We start from the raw sequence: 18,830 nt of genomic DNA, 5'->3' as shown, positions 1-18,830 counted from the left end.
TGCCGGCGAGGCAGAAGGAGGAACGACCCGTGAGGGCGAGTGAACAGGAAGGGTCGTACCCGAGGCCGATGCTCTGCCGCGAGCAGTGGAGCAGCCTGGACGGCACCTGGGAGTTCGGCTACGACGACGCCGACGCCGGGGAGCGCGAGGGATGGTTCTCGGACGTGGAGAGCGGCGGATTCGACCGGGAGATCACCGTCCCGTACCCGCCGGAGGCTCCCGCCTCCGGCATCGGCGACACCGGGCCGCACCCGGTCGTCTGGTACCGCCTTCGCGTGCCGCACGGGACGCTCGTTCCGGCCGGCGCGCCGGAGGGCAGGACGCTGATCCACTTCGGCGCGGTCGACCACCGCGCGCGGGTCTGGCTCGACGGACACCTCGTGGCCGAACACGTCGGCGGGCAGACGCCGTTCACGGCGGACGTGACGGACGCGATGCGGCCGGGCGCCGGCGAGCACGTGCTCGTCGTACGCGCAGAGGACGACCCGGCCGACCTCTGCGTGCCGCGCGGCAAGCAGGACTGGCAGGAGCGCCCGCACGCCGTCTGGTACGAGCGGACCACCGGCATCTGGCAGAGCGTGTGGACCGAGACCGTGCCGGAGCAGCACATCGGCGACCTGGCGTGGACCACCGATCCCACGCACGGCGTGGTGGCCGAGGTGACGCTCGCGCGCCCGGTGTCCCGGCCGCTCGCCGTACACGTCGTGCTGCGCCTGGGCGACCGGGTCCTGGCCGAGGCGTCCACCGTGACCACGGGCCGCCGCGTCCGCGTCGACCTGGCGATCCCCGCCCTGCGCAACGGCATCGACAGGGAGCGGCTGTGGTGGCGGCCCGAGTCGCCGACCCTGGTGGACGCCCGTGTGAGCGTGCGCGACGCCGCCACACCCGCGTGGGATTCTGCGGGCGCCGCGGACGTCGTCGATGCCGTGGACAGCTACCTGGGGCTGCGCAGCGCGGCCGTGGGCGACGGCGTGTTCCTGCTCAACGACCGCCCCTGCTACGTCCGTTCGGTGCTCAACCAGGGCTACCGGCCGAGGACGCTGCTGGCCAGCAGCGGCACGGACGAGCTGCGCCGCGAGGTCGAGATGATCAAGGCGATGGGGTTCAACGCCGTCCGCGTCCACCAGAAGGCGGAGGACCCCAGGTTCCTGTACTGGGCGGACCGGCTCGGCCTGCTGGTGTGGGGCGAGACCGGCGCGGCCTACGAGTTCGGCACGGAGGCCGTAGAGCTGCTCACCCGCGAGTGGCTCGACCTGGTGCGGCGTGACCGCAGCCACCCCTCGGTGGTCACCTGGGTGCCGGTCAACGAGAGCTGGGGCACCTCCGACATCGCACACGACGCGGCGCAGCGGCACTACGTGACGGCCCTGGCCGGCCTCACACGCGCCCTCGATCCGACGCGGCCCGTGATGTCGAACGAGGGATGGGAGCACACCGACAGTGACATCCTCGGCGTCCACGACTACTGCGCCGATCCCGCCGTGCTCAGGGCGCGCTACGGCGACGCCGCCGGCTTCGACGCGGTGCTGAACGGCCCGGGGCCGCAAGGCCGTGTGCTCACCCTCGACGAGCGGCAGGACGAGCGGTTCGCCGCGGGCGACGCGCCGCTGATGATCACGGAGTTCGGCGGCCTGTCCCTCAAGGGCGACGACGGGGAGTTCTTCTACACGCAGACCGGTTCCGACACCCAGTACGCCGCGCTGCTCGGCGAGTTGTTCGGCGTGCTGCGGACGAGCCCGCTGGTGGCGGGGTTCTGCTACACGCAGTTCATGGACACCGCACAGGAGACCAACGGCCTGCTGTTCTCCGACGGCACGCCCAAGCTGCCGCTGGAGACGATCCGCGCCATCGTCACCGGAGTGAAGGACGGTGACGCGGCAGGAGCGTGAGCCCCGGTGATGCCCCGGCAGCGCAGGGGGCATCACCGGCCATGATCGGCTCCGTGGTGAGGCGCGGGCCGTCCCGGGGGCCGACCTGCCGGGACGGCCCGTGCGCGTACCACCGGTGAGCGGAACAAGCCGGACATGTAACACACTGGCTACCCTCGGTGACCGTCCGGGAGTTGGCCGGTTCCCGATGCCGTGTGACAACACTCTCGCCCGCGATGGCGCTCAGGAACCCGGATTCGGTGTTCGTGGCGCTCGTCGTGTGCCACTCTCGGAGGGGTCCGCATATCCGGTGACTTTCGGATCTCTGACGAGTGAGGATGAGTGGGGCATCGAGCATGGGCCGTCGCAGCAGAGGAAGCATAGGCACGGCGCTCGTGGTGGGCGCCGTGGTCGCCGGGGCGAGCGCGTGCGGGGCAGGCGGGGCCACGGCATCCGCCGCCGCCACGACACCGGCCTCCGCGCCGGCCGCTCCCACCGTCTCCGCCTCCCCTTCCGCGTCCGCGTCCCCGACCGCATCGGCGACGCCCTCAGCGACCGCGACCGCGCGGCACACCGCCGCCCGGAGCGCCGTGCCCGCCTCGACACCCTCGGCGACGAAGACGGCGTCCAAGCCGCCGATGCTGCTGAACACCATCACGCCGGCCGACGGGGACACCGTCGGGGTCGCCATGCCGGTGTCCGTGGTCTTCACCCATCCCGTGGCGCCCTCGGCGCGCGCCTCCGTCGAGCGGCACCTCAAGGTGTCCGCCTCGGTGCCGACGACCGGGGCATGGCACTGGTTCAGCTCGACCCGCGTCGACTGGCGCCCGAAGTCCTACTGGCAGTCGGGCACGAAGGTGTCGGTGGACGCCGACCTCGCCGGTGTGGGCGACGGCTATGGCCGCGCCGGCACGCACAGCTACCACCACGCCTTCACCATCGGACGGGACACCGAGGCCACGGTCTCCGTGACCGGGCACACCATGAAGGTCACCCGGGACGGCAAGACCGTACGCACCATGCCCATCGACGCGGGCAGCAAGTCGTGGCCGTCCTGGGACGGCACGATGGCGGTCATCGACAAGCAGCCCAAGGTGCACATGACCTCGTGCAGCGTCGGCATCAGCTGCGACAAGAAGAGCAAGGACTACTACGACCTGACCCTGCCCTGGGACGTCCACCTGACCAACTCGGGCACGTACCTGCACTACTCGAGCGGCGACCCGTACCCGGGTCACAGCGTGGGCTCGCACGGCTGCGTGCACCTGTCGCTCAAGGACGCGAAGTGGTTCTACAACATCGTGAAGCAGGGCGACCCGATCACCATCACCGGCTCCCCCCGGGGCAAGGCGGCCCCCGACAACGGCTACGCCGACTACAACCTGTCGTGGTCGCAGTGGCTGTCAGGGAGTGCGAGCGGCGCGCACACGGCCGGCTCGTGACGGCACCGGGCCGCGCGCGGCGCCTTCACCCCTGGGCGCGCCGATGATCACGGTCGACCTGCATCCGATCTTCCGTAACAACCGGGACATCGAACTGGCCCTGCGTCAGGCTCTGTTCAGGGCGGCCGCCACGGGCGAGCCCGTGCTGGAACTGATCCCGGGCAAGGGGTCGGGCAAGCTCAAGGCGCGCGTGATCGCGTTCCTCGGCCAGCCGCACGTCAAGCGGCTCTACGACCGCTTCGAGGTCGACCCGGAGAACGGCGGGCGCATCCTGGTCCACCTCAGGGCCTCCGCCTGAGCCTGGCGCACGCCGCGACCGCCGTCAGGGCCTGATGCCGCTGACCATGTCGGCGGTCGCCGAGACGCCGTTGCTGATGGTCGGCGCCATGCTCGTACTGGCCAGCATGAATCCCAGCAGGACGCAGATCACCGCGTGCCAGACCTTGAGGCCGCCGCTGCGGATGAAGGCCACCGTCATGACCGCGAGCAGCAGCAACAGGGAGACCGTGATCGCCATCGTGCACCTCTCCTCCGCCGCACCCTGTCGCGGCATGTGGGCGCCAGTGTGGCGGAGGGCGAGCGCCGTCCGGGCGAATGACGCGTCGGCCGTTCGGGTGACAGTGTCCCGGGCGCCGTTACGGCCGGTCAGCGGGGTGCGGGGGCGGGCAGGTCGACGAGGGCGGCGACCGTGTCCTTGTGACGGCCCGCGGTACCGAACGCGGCCTCGTCCGCCTTGGCGCGCTTGAGGGCGAGGTGCGCGGGGTGTTCCCAGGTCATCCCGATGCCGCCGTGCAGCTGCACGCACTCCTCGGCGGCGTGGACGGCGACCCGGCCGCAGTAGGCACCGGCCACCGCGACGGCGAGCGGCGCGTCCTGGCGTCCGGTGGCGAGCGCGTCCGCGGCGCCCCGCGCGGCGGCGCGCGCCGAGACGACCTCCACCCACAGCTGGGCCATGCGGTGCTTGAGCGCCTGGAACGAGCCGACGGGCCGGTTGAACTGGTGGCGCTCCTTCGTGTACCTGACGGTCTCCTCCAGGCACCACTCGGCGATGCCGAGCTGTTCGGACGCGAGGAGCCCCGCCCCGCTGAGCAGGCCGCGGCGCACCGCCGTGCGTGCCGTGGCCGCGTCGGCGAGCCTGAGCCCCGCCGCGGGGCCCGCGGTGACGGCGGCGAGCGGGCGCGTGAGGTCGAGTGGCGTGAGCGGCGCGACGGTGACGGCCGGGTCGCCGGTCTCGACCGCGTACAGGCCGTCGTCGCGCACGAGCAGCAGGACGTCGGCGCGCGCCGCGTCGGCGACGCTCGTGACGGTGTCCGTGGTGCCTGGCAGCGGGTCGCCGGGCGCGGTCGTGAGCGGCAGCGCGAGCACGGCCACGCGGGTGCCGGTGGCGAGCGCCGTGACGAGACCGGCGACGTCGGGCTCGCCGGTGTCGCAGCCGAGCAGGGTCTGCGTGGCGACGACGGAGCTCGTGAGGTACGGCGCGGGCGTGACGGCGCGTCCCAGCTCCTCCAGCACGACGGCGGCCTCGCGGGCGCTCGCGCCCTGCCCGCCGAGCTCCTCAGGCACGAGCAGGCCGGCGGCGCCGATGGAGCCGGCGAGCCGGTCCCAGAGGCCCGCGTCGTACGGGTCGCCCGACTCGGCGCGGGCGAGCGCGGCGGCCGGATCGGCGCGGTCGGCGAGCAGCGCGCGCACCGCGGCGCGCAGGTCCTCCTCGGCGGCGCCGTACAGCAGGTCGGGCGCGGTCTCCGCCGCGGTGCGCTCGGTCTCCGCGGCGCTCGCTGTCTGTTCCGTGGTCATCGCGCCAGGTCCTTCCATGCGACGTCCTTGTCGTCCCGCGGCTCGGGCGGCAGGCCGAGGACGCGTTCCGCGATGATGTTGAGCAGCACCTCGCTGGTGCCTCCCTCGATGGAGTTGCCCTTGGAGCGCAGGTAGCGGTAGCCGGCGTCGCGCCCGGTGAAGTCGACGTGGTCCGGCCGGCGCATGGTCCAGTCCGAGTACAGCAGCCCCTCGTCGCCGAGGAGTTCGACCTCCAGGCCGCTGACGGCCTGGTTGAGGCGGGCGAAGGTCAGCTTCATGCCGCTGCCCTCGGGCCCCGGGTGGCCCGCGACGAGCTGCTGCCCGAGGCGTTCGCCGGTGAGCCGGGCGACCTCCGACTCGACCCACAGGTCGAGCAGGCGCCGGTGCAGGTCGTGGGTGCGCAGTTCGGGGCGCTCGCGCCAGGTCGCGGCGGCGGGGCCGATCATGCCGCCCTCGCGTGGCAGGCGCGCGCCGCCGATCGAGACCCGCTCGTTCATCAGGGTGGTCCTGGCGACGCCCCAGCCCTCGCCGACGTCGCCGAGCCGGTGGGCGTCGGGGATGCGCACGTCCGTGAGGAAGACCTCGTTGAACTCGGCCTCGCCGGTGATCTGGCGCAGCGGCCTGACGTCCACGCCGGGGTCGGTCATGTCGCAGACGAAGTACGTGATGCCGCGGTGCTTGGGCAGGCCGGGGTCCGTGCGGGCGATGAGGATGGCCCAGCGGGCGAGGTGCGCGCTGGACGTCCAGACCTTCTGGCCGCTGACGATCCAGTCGCCGGTGCCCTCGTCGCGTACGGCGCGGGTGGCGAGCGCCGCGAGGTCGGATCCGGCGCCCGGCTCGCTGAAGAGCTGGCACCACACCTCGCGCCCCGTCCACAGGGGCTTCAGGAAGCGTTCCTGCTGCTCGCGGGTGCCGTAGCGCAGCAGGGTCGGCGCGGCCATCCCGAGGCCGATGCCGATGCGGCGCGGGTCGTTGCCGGGCGCGGCGGCGGCGTCGAGTTCGGCGTCCACGACGGGCTGCAGGGCGCGGGGAGCGTCGAGGCCGCCGAGTCCGGCCGGGAAGTGCACCCACGCGAGGCCGGCGTCGAAGCGCGCGTCCAGGAAGTCCGCGGGTGCGGTGGTGGCGGGCGGATGCTCGGCGAGCAGCCGGCGCGTACGCTCGCGCAGCTGCACGGCGTCCGGCGGGGTGGCGCCCGGCGGGGTGGCTTCGGGCGCGCCGGTGGTGGGTGCCATCACTTGGCTCCTTCCGGTACGACCACGACGCGTCCCGTGGTGGTGCCGTCGGCGACGCGCTGGACCGCGTCGGCCGCGGCGTCGAGGCCGACACGTTCGCTGACCAGGGGCGCGATCCTGCCCTGGTCGGCGAGTTCGGTGAGGCGCTCGTGGCAGCGCAGGACGGCTGCGGGGTCCTTCGCGGCGTACAGGCCCCAGTGCAGGCCGAGGATCGAGTAGTTCTTGACGAGGGCGTGGCTGAGCGCGGGCGCGGGGACGGTGCCGCTGGTGAAGCCGATGACGACGATGCGGCCCTCGAAGGCGACGCACCTGGCCGACTTGGTGAAGGCGTCGCCGCCGACCGGGTCGAAGACGACGTCGGCCCCGCGGCCGCCGGTGGTGTCCTTGACGGCGGCGATGATGTCGTCGGTGTGCCGGTCGAGGACGAGGTCGCAGCCGAGCCCCTCGGCGACGGCGGCCTTCTCGCGGCCTCCGACGACGCCGATGACCCGGGCCCCGGCAGCCTTGCCCAGCTGGACGGCGGCACTGCCCACTCCCCCGGCGGCGGCGTGCACGAGCAGCGTCTCGCCCTCCTGGAGGTGCGCGCGCCGGTGCAGAGCGAACCAGCCGGTCTGGTAGCCGATGTGCAGCGCGGCGGCCTGGGCGTCGTCCAGGGAGGCGGGCGCGGGCAGCAGGGCCGCCTCGTCGGCGAGCGCGTACTCGGCGAAGCCGCCGTGCGGGAGGGCGACGGTGGTGATGACGCGGCGCCCGTCCTCGGTCCTGCCGCAGATCTCCACGCCCGGTGTGAAGGGCAGCGGCGGTGTGATCTGGTACTGCCCGCGGCACAGCAGCGCGTCGGGGAAGTTCACGTTGGCGGCGCTGACCGCCAGGGTGACCTGGCCCTTCGCCGGCTCGGGCGGCTCGGTGGACTCGAGCCGCATCACCTCGGCCGGCTCGCCGTTGCGGTGCACTCGCCATGCCTGCATTCAGGGCCTCCACACACGATGGGCAGTAGGGCGTCCCGTCGCATACTAAGCGGTCGCTTGCGCGTGTGGGAACAGGGAGGCGGGAGTGCCCGGGGCGCCGGGCCGGGTGCGCAGGGGGCGGCCCGGCCGGATGCCCCGGCCGGGCCGCCTCCTTCACGCCCTGCGCCACTGGTCCGGCCGGCGGGCCGGGAGTGGAGGTCACGCCTTCTCGCGGCGCTCCGCGTCGGCGAGGAGCGGCACGGGCCGCATGTGGCGCAGATAGGACTCCGCCTTGAGGATCGCCTCGCGTGCCGTGCGCTGCCCCATCAGCACACAGAGCGTGTAGGCCACGTCCTCGAAGCGCCTTCGGGTCGCGTCGTCCTGCGGGTCGGCGAGCACCAGCCGTTCCCATGCCCGGTAACGGCCCAGCAGGTCGGCGACCAGGTGTCGGTCCGGCAGCAGCATCTCTACCACTTCCAGTTCCAGCATGGTCTGTGGTCCCGCTCGCCGTTTCGAGCCGTGCGTCTTCGGACGTGGCGACGCGGGTGGGGTACGGGCCGTGCGCCGCGCGCAGCGACGCTCCGTCCCCCACCCCAGTGTCACCCGGTCGCCGCGTCCGCGCATGTCGAGACGCGTGGTGGGGCCGGTGCGGCCCGGCTCACCGCGGCAGGAGTTCGAAGGTGACCGCGGGCCGGCCGCCGAAGCGGTCCGCCGCCGCCTGCGCCACCCCGGTGAGGAAGGAGCGGCAGTAGTCCTCGGGCTCCTGGTCGGTGAGGACCTCGATGTACGTGCGGTGTTCGAGCAGCGAGGCGACCGCGCGTTCGAGCCCCGGGCCCGCGTCGACGGCGTGGGTGGGCGTGTCGGAGCCCGCTACGGCCACCCATCGCACCCCGTCCCACGGCGCGAGGCCGCGCTCGGCCAGCTCGGGGAAGATCCACCGGTTGCCCGCGTCGCCCGCGGCGTCGAGCGCCGCGCGGCCGACGGCACGGTGGTCCGGTGTGTTCCAGGCGGCGCCGCCCCAGGTGTCGCGGTGGTTCAGTGTGACGACGAGCTCGGGGCGGTGCGCGCGGATCGCGGCGGCGATGTCCCTGCGCAGGCCGGTGCCGTACTCGATGACGCCGTCGCGGTGGCCGAGGAACTCGACGGCGCTCACGCCCACCACGGCGGCGCTGGCCCGCTGCTCGCGTTCGCGCAGGGGTGCGCAGGCGTCGGGGGCGATCGTGTCGATGCCTGCCTCGCCGCGCGTCGCCAGGACGTAGGTCACCTCCCTGCCCTCGTCCGTCCACTGGGCGACGGCCGCGGCGCAGCCGTACTCCAGGTCGTCGGGGTGCGCGACGACGGCGAGCGCGCGCTCCCAGTCGGTCGGCATCGGGGACAGCTGCTCGGTCGGCTCCGTCATGGGGTGACTATAGGCATGCACGCGCGCACCCGCCGTGGCGAAGGGTCCCCCGGCCGGCCACGGACCGTTCGCGGCGCCGCCCGGCCGCTTCTACGGTGAGGAGGTGATCCGCTTCGAGGACGTCGGCAAGGTGTACCCGGACGGTACGACCGCCGTCGACGGGCTGTCGTTCGACGTACGGGAGGGCGAACTCGTCACGCTGGTGGGTCCGTCGGGGTGCGGGAAGACGACCACGATGATGATGGTCAACCGGCTGGTCGAGCCGACGTCGGGGCGGGTCCTCGTCGGCGGCGAGGACATCGCCGGCGCCGACCCGGTGCGGCTGCGGCGCGGTATCGGCTACGTCATCCAGCAGGGCGGTCTTTTCCCGCACCGCACCGTCCTCGACAACGCGGCGACGGTACCGGTGCTCGCGGGGTGGAAGAGGGCGAAGGCGCGGGCCAGGGCCGCGGAGCTGCTGGACCTGGTGGGGCTCGACCCCGGCACGTACGGCCACCGCTACCCGGCGCAGCTCTCCGGTGGCCAGCGCCAGCGCGTCGGGGTGGCGCGCGCCCTCGCGGCCGACCCTCCGGTCCTGCTGATGGACGAGCCGTTCGGCGCGGTCGACCCGGTGGTGCGGGAGCGGCTGCAGAGCGAGTTCCTCGCCCTGCAGGCGACCGTGCGCAAGACGGTGCTGTTCGTGACGCACGACCTCGAGGAGGCGGTCAGGATGGGCGACCGGATCGCCGTGTACGGAGAGGGCCGCGTCGAGCAGTACGACACACCGGCGGCGGTGCTCGGCGCTCCCGCCTCGGAGTACGTGGCGCGGTTCGTCGGCGCCGACCGTGGGCTGAAGCGGCTGTCGGTGACGGCCGTCATGGCCGGCGACCTGGAGCAGCCGCAGGTGGCGCGGGCCGACGAGCCGGCACGCCACGTGGCGGCGCGCCTCGAAGCGGCGGGCGCGCGCTGGGCGGTGGTGCTCGGCAGCGGCGGCGAGCCGCACGGCTGGGCCTCGGCGCGTGAGCTGTCCCGGGCGCGTGACGCGGACCGCGTCGGCGAGTGGGCGCGGCGGATGGAGGCGTGGGTGCCGCTCGGCTCTCCGCTGAAGCGGGCGTTCGGCGAGATGCTCCAGCATGACGCGGGGTGGGTGGCCGTGCTGGACGGCGAGCGGTTCGCGGGCGTCCTGACCCCGGCCGGCCTGCACGAGGCCCTGCGCAGGTCGGTCGACGCCGACGCGCGGGGCGTCACGCGCGGCGACGTCGACTTCTCGTCGGTGTCGGACGCCTAGTCAGTCACGTCCTGTCGTGGCGGTCGTCGTCCCCGTCCCGTGGGGGTGGTCCCATGGCCGACAGGTCGGGTTTGCGTCCCGCGAGGAGCAGGCCGAGCAGCAGCACGACGCCGACGCCCAGCCAGACGAACCCGAGGCGCTGGGCCGCGACCTGGGCGTTGACGACGACGTAGGCGAGGATGGCGAAGCCGATGACCGGCGCGATGAGATGGCTGAAGTACCGGCGGCTGCGGCCGCGTACGACGTAGTGCCACACGACCGCGACGTGCAGCACCAGGAAGCCGGTCAGCGCGCCGAAGTTGACGAGCGTGGAGAGCAGGGTGATCCCGTCGTCCCGCGAGGCCATCCACAGGCCGAGCAGCAGGGACACGGCGGCCACCAGCAGCGTCGCGTTGACCGGCACCCTGCGGGTGGGGTGGATCTTCGCGAGGAACGCGGGCAGCCGGCGGTCGCGTGCCATCGCGTACAGCAGCCGTGACGTGGCCGCCTGTGCGACCAGCGAGTTGGCGAACCCCCAGGCGATGGCGGTGGCGAGCGCCGTGAGGTCGGCGAGCCAGCCGCCCGCGGCGACGCGCGCCGCGTCGTAGAAGGCCGTGCCGCCCGGGTCGCCTTGACTGACGAGGCGCCCCGGATCGGGGACGAGCAGCGAGGCCACGAACGTCTGGACGATGAACAGCGTGCCCGCCAGCAGCAGTGCCCCGACCATGGCACGCCCGATCGCGCGCGAGGACTCCCTGCTCTCCTCGGCCATCATCGAGATGCCGTCGAAGCCGAGGAAGCTTAAGCAGGCGACCGACACCGCGCCGAAGACGAGCGACCACGAGAAGGTGTGCGCGTCGTAGACCGGTGACCAGCTGAACCCGTGGCCCTTGCCCTGCGCGAGCGCGACGACGGCGACCACGAGGAAGACCGCGAGCACGACCGCCTCGAAGACCAGCATGATCTTGTTGAGGCGCGCCGTCATCTCGATGCCCCGGTAGTTCGCCACGGTGTTGAGGACGACGAAGAAGACCACCCAGGCCCACACGGGCACCGCCGGGACCAGCGAGTTCATCGCGACCCCGGAGGTCAGGTAGAGCAGGCTGGGGATCAGTACGTAGTCCAGCAGCAGCATCCAGCCCGACAGGAAGCCGACGGGCGCCGCGATCCCCCGGCCCGCGTACGAGTAGACGGAGCCGGCCATGGGGAAGGCGCGCGACATCTGCGCGTACGAGAGCGCCGTGAACATCATGGCGACCATGCCGACCGCGTACGCGAGGGCGACCATGCCGCCGCTCGCCTCGAAGACGCTGCCGAAGATGCCCATGGGCGCGATGGGCACCATGAAGACGAGACCGTAGACCAGCAGGTCGCGGAAGGAGAGCGAGCGGCGCAACTGCTGCTGGTAGCCGTACTTTTCGATGTCCTCGGGGCCCGCGCCCGTGTCCTCGGGGCCCGCGCCCGTGTCCTCGGCGCCCGTGCCCATGCCCTCGGGGCCCGTGCCGCCGCCGGGAGCCGCCTCTTCTCGTCCCGCACGCGCGGGGTCCGCCGGAATGCCCGTCATCGCGCTCCTCCCTCTCCGGCCCGCCGCGTACGGCGGGCGGCAGGGGCTTCGGCCCCCGGCCGGAGGCAGAGCCTAGGGCGGCGCCTGCCGGGTGAACAGGGCGCGTACGCCACGGCCGCGGACCGTGTCCCCACCGCGGCGAGCGGCCGGGCCGCCCCGGTGTGCTTCCGGGTCAGCCGGCCGGGAGCAGGCCCTTAGCGCGCAGGTAGGCGCGTGCCACGTCCTCGGGAAGCCTGCGCCAGCTGTCGACCTGCTCGTTCATCGACGCCAGGTCACGGGTGGTCAGGACGCGCCCGAGGGGGTCGAGCGCGGCGGCGATGCGGTGGCTGCCTGCCCGGGCCCTGCCCACGACCGGCACGACGTGGTCGGCGTTCTGCAGGTGCTTGTCGTCGTCGAGGAGGACGAGCCCGAAGTCGTCGAGGGTCGCGTCGGTGGTCGTGGTGACCAGCATCTGGTCCTTGCCGCGCTGGACGGCACGCTTCGACGGGGTGGTGCCGATCCCCTTGGGGTCGATCCCGGTGACGCTGATGCCGTACGTCCCCCGCAGGCCAGGCGCGCAGTAGGGCCGTGACACGCATTCGTCGCCTGCCGCGAGCCTGACGCGCAGCCCCGCCCTGCCGACGTCGCTGAGGTTCTTCAGCCCGTGCTTCCTCGCGTACGCTCTGGTGACCGCGTACGCGTTCTGGTCCACGGCCCTGCCGGGGGTGAGGACAGCGAGGCCGCGGCCGGCGGCGAGGCGGCGCAGGGCCTTCATGGTGGTGGCGAGGTCGGGCGAGCCGACGGGCGCGGCGCCGGAGCCGTGGACCTTGGCGTTCAGCCAGTCGGCGAAGGTCGCGGCGTACTCGGGCACGACGTCGATCTGGCCGCTCTCCAGCGCCGGTTCGTAGATCTCCCTGTTGGTGACGGACAGGACGCGTGTGCGGTAGCCGGCGTGGTCGAGCAGCAGGGCGTACATCTGGGCGAGCAGGTCGCTCTCGGTGAAGCCGGCGGATCCGATCGTCAGGTGGGTGGAGTCTCCGGGCGGTGCCGTCACCGTGCCCTGGTTCTCCAGCGACGGCCCGGTGCCGCACCCGGCGAGCAGCAGCGCGAGGGCGGTGAGCGGCGCGGCGGCGACGAGCGCGAAGGTGTGCGTGGGTCTCACCGCGCCGCGTCCCCCGCCCGGTGCGGTGACAGCCGCTGGACGAGCGCGAAGGCGCCCTCCACCAGCAGGGCGAGTACGGCGACGAGGACGGCGCCCGCCACGACCTCGGGGGTGGAGGCCAGGCTGAACCCGGCGGTGATGATCCGGCCGAGCCCGCCGCCGCCCACCAGCGCGGCGAGCGTGGCCGTCGCCACGAGTTGCACGGCGGCGATCCGCACACCCGTGAGGACCATGGGCAGGGCGAGCGGCAGTTCCACACCGCGCAGTTGCTGGGCGCCGGTCATCCCCATGCCGCGCGCCGCCCGCACGACGTCGTGGTCGACGCCGCGCATGCCGACGTAGGCGTTGGTGAGCAGGGGCGGGATCGCGAACAGGACGAGCGCGATGATCGTCGGCCACTGCCCGTAGGTGCCGATCGGGGTGAGGAGCAGCAGCACCAGGACGGCGAAGGTGGGCACCGCCCTGCCGACGTTGGAGAGGTTGACGGCGAGAGCGCCTCCCTTGCCCAGGTGTCCGAGCACCAGCGCGACCGGCAGGGCGACGGCGCAGCTGAGGGCGAGGCACACCACGGTGAGGAACAGGTGTTGCGCGAGCCGGTGCGCGATGCCGTCGGGGCCCTCCCAGTGTGCCGTGCTCGTCAGCCACGACCAGGATCCGGTGAGGACGTTCACGGGCGCTGCCTCCTCGCCCACGGGGTGATCAGCCACTGCACGCCGAGCAGCAGCAGATCGGCGAGTACGGCGATGACCACGCACAGGACGGACGCGGTGAGCACCTGCGCCTTGAAGAACGTGTTCATGCCCGCGTAGATGAGGTTGCCGAGCCCGCCGTGGCCGACGATCGCGCCGATCGTGACGAGCGAGACGGCGGACACCGTCGCGATGCGCAGCCCGGCCATGGCGGCGGGCAGCGCGAGGGGCAGTTCCACGGCGAACAGCAGGCGGAGCGGGCCGTAGCCCATGCCGCGCGCGGCCTGGCGTGTCTCCTCGGGCACGGCGCGCAGCCCGGCGAGGATGTTGCGCACGAGCAGGGTCAGGGAGTAGAGCACGAGCCCCGCCACCACGAGGGACGCCGAGAGGCCGTAGACCGGCAGCAGCAGCGAGAACATGGCGAGGGACGGGATGGTGTAGAGGACCGTCGTGACGCCGAGCACCGGCCCCGCGGCCCACCGCCGGTGACGCGCGGCGAGCGCCAGCGGCACGGCGATGACGACGGCGATGCCGATCGAGACGGCGGTGAGCTGGAGGTGCTGGACCACCGCGTCCGCCAGGATGTGGCGGCGGGTGGACAGGTACGTGCCGCAGATCCACTCGTTGCGCGCGAGGCAGTCGTGCGGAGCGGCCGTCATCCGTCCATTCCAGCGGCGGGCCGTCCGGTGCGCGCGCCGCGGTGGGCCGTCCGGGTGGCGCGCGCACCGGCCCGTGGGCCGTCACCGCCGGCCGCGGCTTGCCCGCGGCGCCCTGTCAGTCCGTGTGGTCGCTGTCGTCCTCGTAGTCCTGGAAGTCGAAGCCGGGCGCGACCACGCAGGACACGAGCACGGGCTCGTCGCCCGCGGGCTCCGCGGCCTGCCACTCCCCCGCCGGGATGAGGACCTGGGGGCGCTCGCCGGCCTCGACGTCCATGCCGAGCAGCGCGGTGGTGCGCTCGGCGGCGGCCTCACCCGTTCCGCCGAGGCGGAGCAGGAGCGGGCCGCCGCTGTGCCAGAGCCACAGTTCGTCGGAGCGCACGCGGTGCCAGCGCGAGCGCTCGCCCGGGTGGAGCAGGTAGTGGATGCCGGTCGCGTACGCGCGCGTCCCCTGGTAGCCGTCGGGGCGCGCCGTGGCCGCGGTGCGCCAGGTCTCCTTGAACCAGCCGCCCTCCACGTGCGGTTCGAGGCCGAGTTGGTGGACGAGTGGCGAGATGTCATCGGTCACGCCCGGCATCATCGCACGGCCCCGGGGCGCGATGCGCCGCCGTGCGACGGTGCCCGGGCGGGGTCAGCCCGTCCAGCGCGGGAACGCCTCGTTGTCGATGCCGAACTGGTCGAGCACCTTTCCGTAGGTCTGCCGCAGCAGGTCGTCGACGGACCGCGGCCGGTGGTAGAAGGACAGGACGGGCGGGAGGATGGTGCCCAGTTCCCGGGTGAGTTCGAGGAAGACCACCGCGAGTTGCGGGGCGCTGGACCCCGACACCCCGATGACCAGCCGCCTTTGAGGGCCTTCCACCCTGATCAACTCGACAGCGGAGTGCGCAGCCTGAACCCCGTGCTGCGAGAGGCGCGGTGCTTCGGCGGCACCGACCCGCAGATCTTCCGCACGATCGCCCTGCCGGGAACCGTGCCGTTCATCACCGCAACCTCGGGCTCGCGGCAAGCCAAGCGCTGCCATCTTCGCTCTCAGCGTTGTGACCTTGAACACCCTCCCCCAGCGGGTTGAGCAGCGCTTCGACTCCTGGCGCAAAACATTCGCTGACCCGGCGCTTCACAGCGAAAAGGGCACCACGATTCACAGAACGCAGCAGAGAGGAACACTCGGCCTCCTGACTGCCGCAGCCGCCGTGGCACGCACGGCCACGGTGTGCGCGCCAGGGGTGCGTGCGCACAGCGGTGGCTCCGTGTCCGGGAAGGGCGGCGCGGCGACGATGAGCCACAGCCAGGTAGTCGCCGACGAACTGCCGTTGCGGACCGCCTCTGGCTCCGGTCTGTTCAAGCAGGGGCTCGACGTCACCCTGACGAGCCTCAGCGGCTCCGACTGCTTCCCGTGCTGATCTCCGGGCGGACACAGATGGCGGAGACGGTCTCGTCCGCCGCCTCGGGCGCCAAGGTCAGCTACTTCGCCACACTGACACCGGTGGTTCCCGTACAAGTTCTTCTCCAAGGTCAACTACCCGGCCCCGAGGGGCTGGGTTTGCAGGCAGAGTGTGACGTGAGGTCTCACTGTGTTCTCCTGCGTCCGGTACCGCTATGCGGTACGGGGGCGGTTGACTGCGCCCCGCTGCCACACAGCATCGGCCCGGTGGGCGATGTTGCGGGAGCCGTTGTGGTCCGCATGCAGAACCGTCCCGCAGGACCTGCACACGAACCGTGCCTGAGTCACCCGGTTGGAGCGGTGGGTGTGCCGGCACTCCGAGCACTGACGGGAGGTGTTCCTCGGATCCACACGAACCACTGGAACACCGGCACGCCGGGCCTTGTACTCGATGAACGTACCGAGTTGGGCGAATGCCCAGGAGTGCAGTCGTGCCCGCTGGTCCTTCTTGGCCGTGACCCTCTGCCGGATACCGGTCAAATCTTCCAGACCGATACCCCGCGAGGTGCGTTCAGCGTGGGCGACGAGCTTCTTGGCGATGATGTGATTGCGCTGCGTGGCGTACCGGGCTTCCTTGCGCCGATTGCGCTTGAGCGCACGGGCAGCCGACTTCGTGCGCTTCTTCTGCAACTTGGTCCGCAGGTCACGCTTGCGCTGCCGGTAGCGGTTGACCTGCCGGCCCGACATGATCCGGCCGTCAGAGGTGGTGGCGATGTTGACGATGCCGAGGTCCACGCCCAAGAAGCCGCTGGGCTCATACCTCTCGCCTTCGGGGATGTCGATGGTGGCGTACAGGAAGAACATGCCGTCCCGCATCACCAGATCCGACTCCCCCTTGCGAGAGGCCAGCAGCTTCATCGCCTCGTCGGAGCAGACGAACGGGATGCCCTTCAACCGTCCGGCCAGCGTCCAGATGGACACCGACCTCTGGTCGAGGTTCCAGGTCAGCATCCGGTCGTCGAACGGCTGCGCCGACGACTCACGGAAACGGATCGACTTCGACACGACCCTGGCCCGGCGCCCGGACCCTTCCGGCCCGTAGTTCCCGGCCTTGAGGTTCGCCTTGAGCGTGGCGTAGGCGTCGCACACCTTCGTGATGGTACGCACGGCAGCCTGCGCCCCGAGATCGAAGTCGGCCTTCAGCCGGTGGTACACGGCATCCTGCAACCCGTTGCGCCGCTTGAGGTTCTTGGCGAACGCCACCTCGGACGCGTGGTTCGCGGCCCGGTTGCAGGCACGCAGGGTCGCCGCCAGTGCGTCCGCGTCATGAGCGGACGCAGGCGACAACTTCACCTGCGCAACAATCTTCACGCAGACACCTTAACGCAAATCCTGACGGGCCATCAAATCGTGGTGCAGATCGGGGCAGGTCGCCCCCGAAAGCTGCGCGACTCCGGCCCGAGGACGCTTTTCCTCCTAGCCCTGAAGGGCAGGCCTTTAAGCGAGAAGCCAGGTGAGGAGCGCCGACGAGCCCCAGGCAAGCGCATCGGCGTCACGACCAGCAGCGGCTCCATCTACGTGGCGACCCTGGCGGCGCTGAAGCAGCTGGGCCTCAGTCCCAAGGACGTGCACCTGGTCTCGCTGGGCTCCGTGACGAACGTCAACAACGCCCTGGTCGCGGGCAGTGTGGACGCGGCGCTCTCGCACCCGCCGGCGTCGACGCGCATCGAGGCCGCCGGCTACCACAGCATCCTCGACCTGGCCAAGCAGAAGATACCCACCTCCAACGTGGGTCTCGCGACGACCACCGCCTACGCGACGGGCCACAAGAAGGAGATCAAGAAGTTCATGACGGCGCTCCAGCAGGCCATCGACCGCGAGAAGTCGGATGAGAAGTACGCCGAGAGCGAGCTGGCGAAGCATCTGAAGACCAGCGATCCGAAGGCGCTCAAGCAGACGTGGGAGTACTTCGCCAAGGAGGTCCTGCCGAGCCGGCCGACACCGACCGTCGCCCAACTCCAAACGTCGAAGGACGCGTTGGCGAAGACACCCGGAGTCTCCGGCCTCGACCTGTCGAAGATCGTGGACGACACGTACTTCCCGCCCGGGCACTGACCCCGGTCAGGGCGCCGCGGCGCCGCGGCGCCCTGACGGGCCGCGGCACGCGTGCGTCGACGCACCGCACCCTCCCGCATGTCAAGAGCCTTGCATCCATGTGGGACGGACCTCACATTCCATTGACGGACAGTGAAACTCCCGCGCAACATTGGGGAAACCACCTCACTCGCGGACGGGCACGAGCGCCGAAACTGTAAACGTTTCCAGTTCGCGGGGGATGACGTGCCGATTCGCGAAGGGGCGATCAATGACGAGTTCGGGCGGGCCGCCGACCGTGGAGACCATCGCCGAGGCTGCGGGGGTCTCCATCGCCTCCGTCTCCCGCGTTCTCAATGGTCACGGGGGTCGCCCCGACACCGTGCGGCGCGTGGAGCGGGCCGCGGCCGAGCTCGGCTACGTGCCGAACAGGGTCGCCAGGTCGCTGAAGGGCGGCAGGACCCGCCAACTCACCTTCGCCATGCCCGACATCGGCAACCCGGCCTATGTCTCGATGGTGCGGCAGATACAGACGGTGACGAAGCCGCTGGGCTACCGGCTGCTGCTGCACTCCACCGACGCCGTCGCCGAGGACGAGCTGGACGTCGTGCGCAGCCTCGCCGACCGTACGAGCGACGGGCTCATCATCTGCCCCATCCGGGTGACGGACGCGCATCTGGCCGCGCTCGCCTCGGCCTCAGGACCCGTGGTCGTGATCGGCTCGCTGCCGGAGGGCGCGGGCGTGGACAGCGTGCGGGCCGACTCGGTCTCGGGCGCGATGCTGGCGGTGCGCCACCTGGTGGAGCTGGGGCGGCGCAGGATCGGGTTCGTCAACGGCCCCGCCGACACGGTGCCGGGTTCCCACCGCGCGGCCGGCTACCGCTCGGCGCTCGTGGAGGCGGGCCTCGCCCCCGAGCCGGCGCTGACCGTGGCCACCGACTTCTCCGTCGAGGCGGGCGCGGCCGCGGCGGGACGGCTGCTCGACGCCGGGCTCGGCATCGACAGCGTGTTCTGCGCCAACGACCAGCTCGCGCTGGGCGCGGCGCACGCGGCGCACGACCGGGGGCTGCGCATACCCGAGGACCTGGCGGTCGTCGGTATGGACGACAGCGAGCTGGCCCGCGCCAGCCATCCCGCGCTGACCAGCGTCGACCTGGGATCGGGTGAACGCGGCAGGCTCGCGGCCGAGATGCTGGTCGCGCGCCTCGAACCCGCCGCGGCGGTGGCCGGTGGCGCCACGTCGGGTCGCCCCGTCGCCGGTGGTGCCGCCTCCGGCGGTGCCGTCACCGGTGGCGCCGTCGGGCGCGTGACCGTCGCGCCGCGGCTGGTCGTCCGCGCCTCCACGGCAGGGCCCGGGGCCGCCGCCGTGCGCCAGGCGCC

The 18,830-nt window shown here is 72.2% G+C and carries 20 protein-coding genes; 7 read left to right on the top strand and 13 right to left on the bottom strand.

What is annotated here, in order from left to right; genetic code table 11:
- Positions 1–29 precede the first annotated feature (29 nt).
- The 3 genes from JFN87_RS12320 to JFN87_RS12310 all read left to right on the top strand — a co-directional run bounded on the left by JFN87_RS12320 (position 30) and on the right by JFN87_RS12310 (position 3,608).
- A complete protein-coding gene (locus tag JFN87_RS12320; RefSeq protein WP_209340045.1) occupies positions 30–1,889 on the top strand; it encodes a glycoside hydrolase family 2 protein in 1,860 nt (619 codons plus the stop codon).
- Positions 1,890–2,224: 335 nt separating this feature from the next.
- Positions 2,225–3,310: a L,D-transpeptidase gene (locus JFN87_RS12315; RefSeq protein ID WP_209340044.1), complete on the top strand. Its 1,086-nt coding sequence runs from the start codon at positions 2,225–2,227 to the stop codon at positions 3,308–3,310.
- A 43-nt stretch (positions 3,311–3,353) separates the two neighbouring features.
- Complete coding sequence (locus tag JFN87_RS12310) at positions 3,354–3,608, top strand: Smr/MutS family protein (RefSeq protein WP_209340043.1); 255 nt, start codon at positions 3,354–3,356, stop codon at positions 3,606–3,608.
- A gap of 24 nt (positions 3,609–3,632) precedes the next feature.
- Here the strand turns inward: JFN87_RS12310 and JFN87_RS12305 are convergent, their stop codons facing one another.
- The 6 genes from JFN87_RS12305 to JFN87_RS12280 form a co-directional block, all read right to left on the bottom strand.
- Positions 3,633–3,827, bottom strand: coding sequence for a hypothetical protein (locus JFN87_RS12305; protein ID WP_209340042.1), 195 nt, complete (start codon positions 3,825–3,827; stop codon positions 3,633–3,635).
- A 128-nt stretch (positions 3,828–3,955) separates the two neighbouring features.
- Positions 3,956–5,104, bottom strand: coding sequence for an acyl-CoA dehydrogenase family protein (locus tag JFN87_RS12300; protein ID WP_209340041.1), 1,149 nt, complete (start codon positions 5,102–5,104; stop codon positions 3,956–3,958).
- On the bottom strand, positions 5,101–6,336 hold the full coding sequence (locus JFN87_RS12295; RefSeq protein ID WP_209340040.1) for an acyl-CoA dehydrogenase family protein: 1,236 nt from the start codon (positions 6,334–6,336) through the stop codon (positions 5,101–5,103). The genes JFN87_RS12300 and JFN87_RS12295 overlap by 4 nt, the downstream gene beginning before the upstream one ends.
- Entirely contained in the window at positions 6,336–7,301 is a 966-nt protein-coding gene (locus tag JFN87_RS12290) for an NADPH:quinone oxidoreductase family protein (RefSeq protein ID WP_209340039.1), read from the bottom strand. Before JFN87_RS12290 ends, JFN87_RS12295 begins: the two co-directional genes overlap by 1 nt.
- Before the next feature lie 198 nt (positions 7,302–7,499).
- On the bottom strand, positions 7,500–7,769 hold the full coding sequence (locus tag JFN87_RS12285; RefSeq protein WP_307865414.1) for a DUF5133 domain-containing protein: 270 nt from the start codon (positions 7,767–7,769) through the stop codon (positions 7,500–7,502).
- Positions 7,770–7,938: 169 nt separating this feature from the next.
- Positions 7,939–8,679, bottom strand: a complete 741-nt coding sequence (locus tag JFN87_RS12280) for a PIG-L deacetylase family protein (protein WP_209340038.1) — start codon at positions 8,677–8,679, stop codon at positions 7,939–7,941.
- Positions 8,680–8,782: 103 nt separating this feature from the next.
- Here JFN87_RS12280 and JFN87_RS12275 point away from each other — a divergent pair, with 103 nt between their 5' ends.
- Positions 8,783–9,946, top strand: coding sequence for an ABC transporter ATP-binding protein (locus JFN87_RS12275; protein WP_209340037.1), 1,164 nt, complete (start codon positions 8,783–8,785; stop codon positions 9,944–9,946).
- 4 nt (positions 9,947–9,950) lie between these two features.
- Here the strand turns inward: JFN87_RS12275 and JFN87_RS12270 are convergent, their stop codons facing one another.
- The 6 genes from JFN87_RS12270 to JFN87_RS12245 all read right to left on the bottom strand — a co-directional run bounded on the left by JFN87_RS12270 (position 9,951) and on the right by JFN87_RS12245 (position 14,843).
- On the bottom strand, positions 9,951–11,489 hold the full coding sequence (locus tag JFN87_RS12270; RefSeq protein WP_209340036.1) for an APC family permease: 1,539 nt from the start codon (positions 11,487–11,489) through the stop codon (positions 9,951–9,953).
- Between the two features lie 172 nt (positions 11,490–11,661).
- Entirely contained in the window at positions 11,662–12,630 is a 969-nt protein-coding gene (locus tag JFN87_RS12265; RefSeq protein WP_209340035.1) for an ABC transporter substrate-binding protein, read from the bottom strand.
- A complete protein-coding gene (locus JFN87_RS12260) occupies positions 12,627–13,301 on the bottom strand; it encodes an ABC transporter permease (protein WP_209340034.1) in 675 nt (224 codons plus the stop codon). The genes JFN87_RS12265 and JFN87_RS12260 overlap by 4 nt, the downstream gene beginning before the upstream one ends.
- Complete coding sequence (locus JFN87_RS12255) at positions 13,298–13,978, bottom strand: ABC transporter permease (RefSeq protein WP_209340033.1); 681 nt, start codon at positions 13,976–13,978, stop codon at positions 13,298–13,300. Before JFN87_RS12255 ends, JFN87_RS12260 begins: the two co-directional genes overlap by 4 nt.
- A 115-nt stretch (positions 13,979–14,093) precedes the next feature.
- Positions 14,094–14,543: a cupin domain-containing protein gene (locus JFN87_RS12250; RefSeq protein WP_307865413.1), complete on the bottom strand. Its 450-nt coding sequence runs from the start codon at positions 14,541–14,543 to the stop codon at positions 14,094–14,096.
- A gap of 63 nt (positions 14,544–14,606) precedes the next feature.
- Positions 14,607–14,843, bottom strand: a complete 237-nt coding sequence (locus JFN87_RS12245; protein ID WP_209340031.1) for an HFCD family protein — start codon at positions 14,841–14,843, stop codon at positions 14,607–14,609.
- A 379-nt stretch (positions 14,844–15,222) separates the two neighbouring features.
- Here JFN87_RS12245 and JFN87_RS12240 point away from each other — a divergent pair, with 379 nt between their 5' ends.
- Positions 15,223–15,375, top strand: coding sequence for a hypothetical protein (locus JFN87_RS12240; RefSeq protein ID WP_209340030.1), 153 nt, complete (start codon positions 15,223–15,225; stop codon positions 15,373–15,375).
- A 194-nt stretch (positions 15,376–15,569) separates the two neighbouring features.
- Here JFN87_RS12240 and JFN87_RS12235 read toward each other — a convergent pair whose 3' ends face one another.
- Positions 15,570–16,727 (bottom strand): RNA-guided endonuclease InsQ/TnpB family protein, encoded by a 1,158-nt coding sequence (locus JFN87_RS12235; RefSeq protein ID WP_209340029.1) that lies wholly within the window; start codon positions 16,725–16,727, stop codon positions 15,570–15,572.
- A 39-nt stretch (positions 16,728–16,766) separates the two neighbouring features.
- On the opposite strand from JFN87_RS12235, the gene JFN87_RS12230 reads away from it, so the two are divergent.
- Both JFN87_RS12230 and JFN87_RS12225 read left to right on the top strand, forming a co-directional pair.
- Positions 16,767–17,471: an ABC transporter substrate-binding protein gene (locus JFN87_RS12230; RefSeq protein ID WP_209340028.1), complete on the top strand. Its 705-nt coding sequence runs from the start codon at positions 16,767–16,769 to the stop codon at positions 17,469–17,471.
- A gap of 250 nt (positions 17,472–17,721) precedes the next feature.
- A partial coding sequence (locus tag JFN87_RS12225; protein WP_209340027.1) for a LacI family DNA-binding transcriptional regulator occupies positions 17,722–18,830 on the top strand: 1,109 nt, incomplete at its 3' end.

Source organism: Streptomyces montanisoli, from assembly GCF_017813245.1.
Taxonomy (GTDB): Bacteria; Actinomycetota; Actinomycetes; order Streptomycetales; family Streptomycetaceae; genus Streptomyces; species Streptomyces montanisoli.
This window is presented reverse-complemented; position numbering and strand designations above follow the sequence as displayed.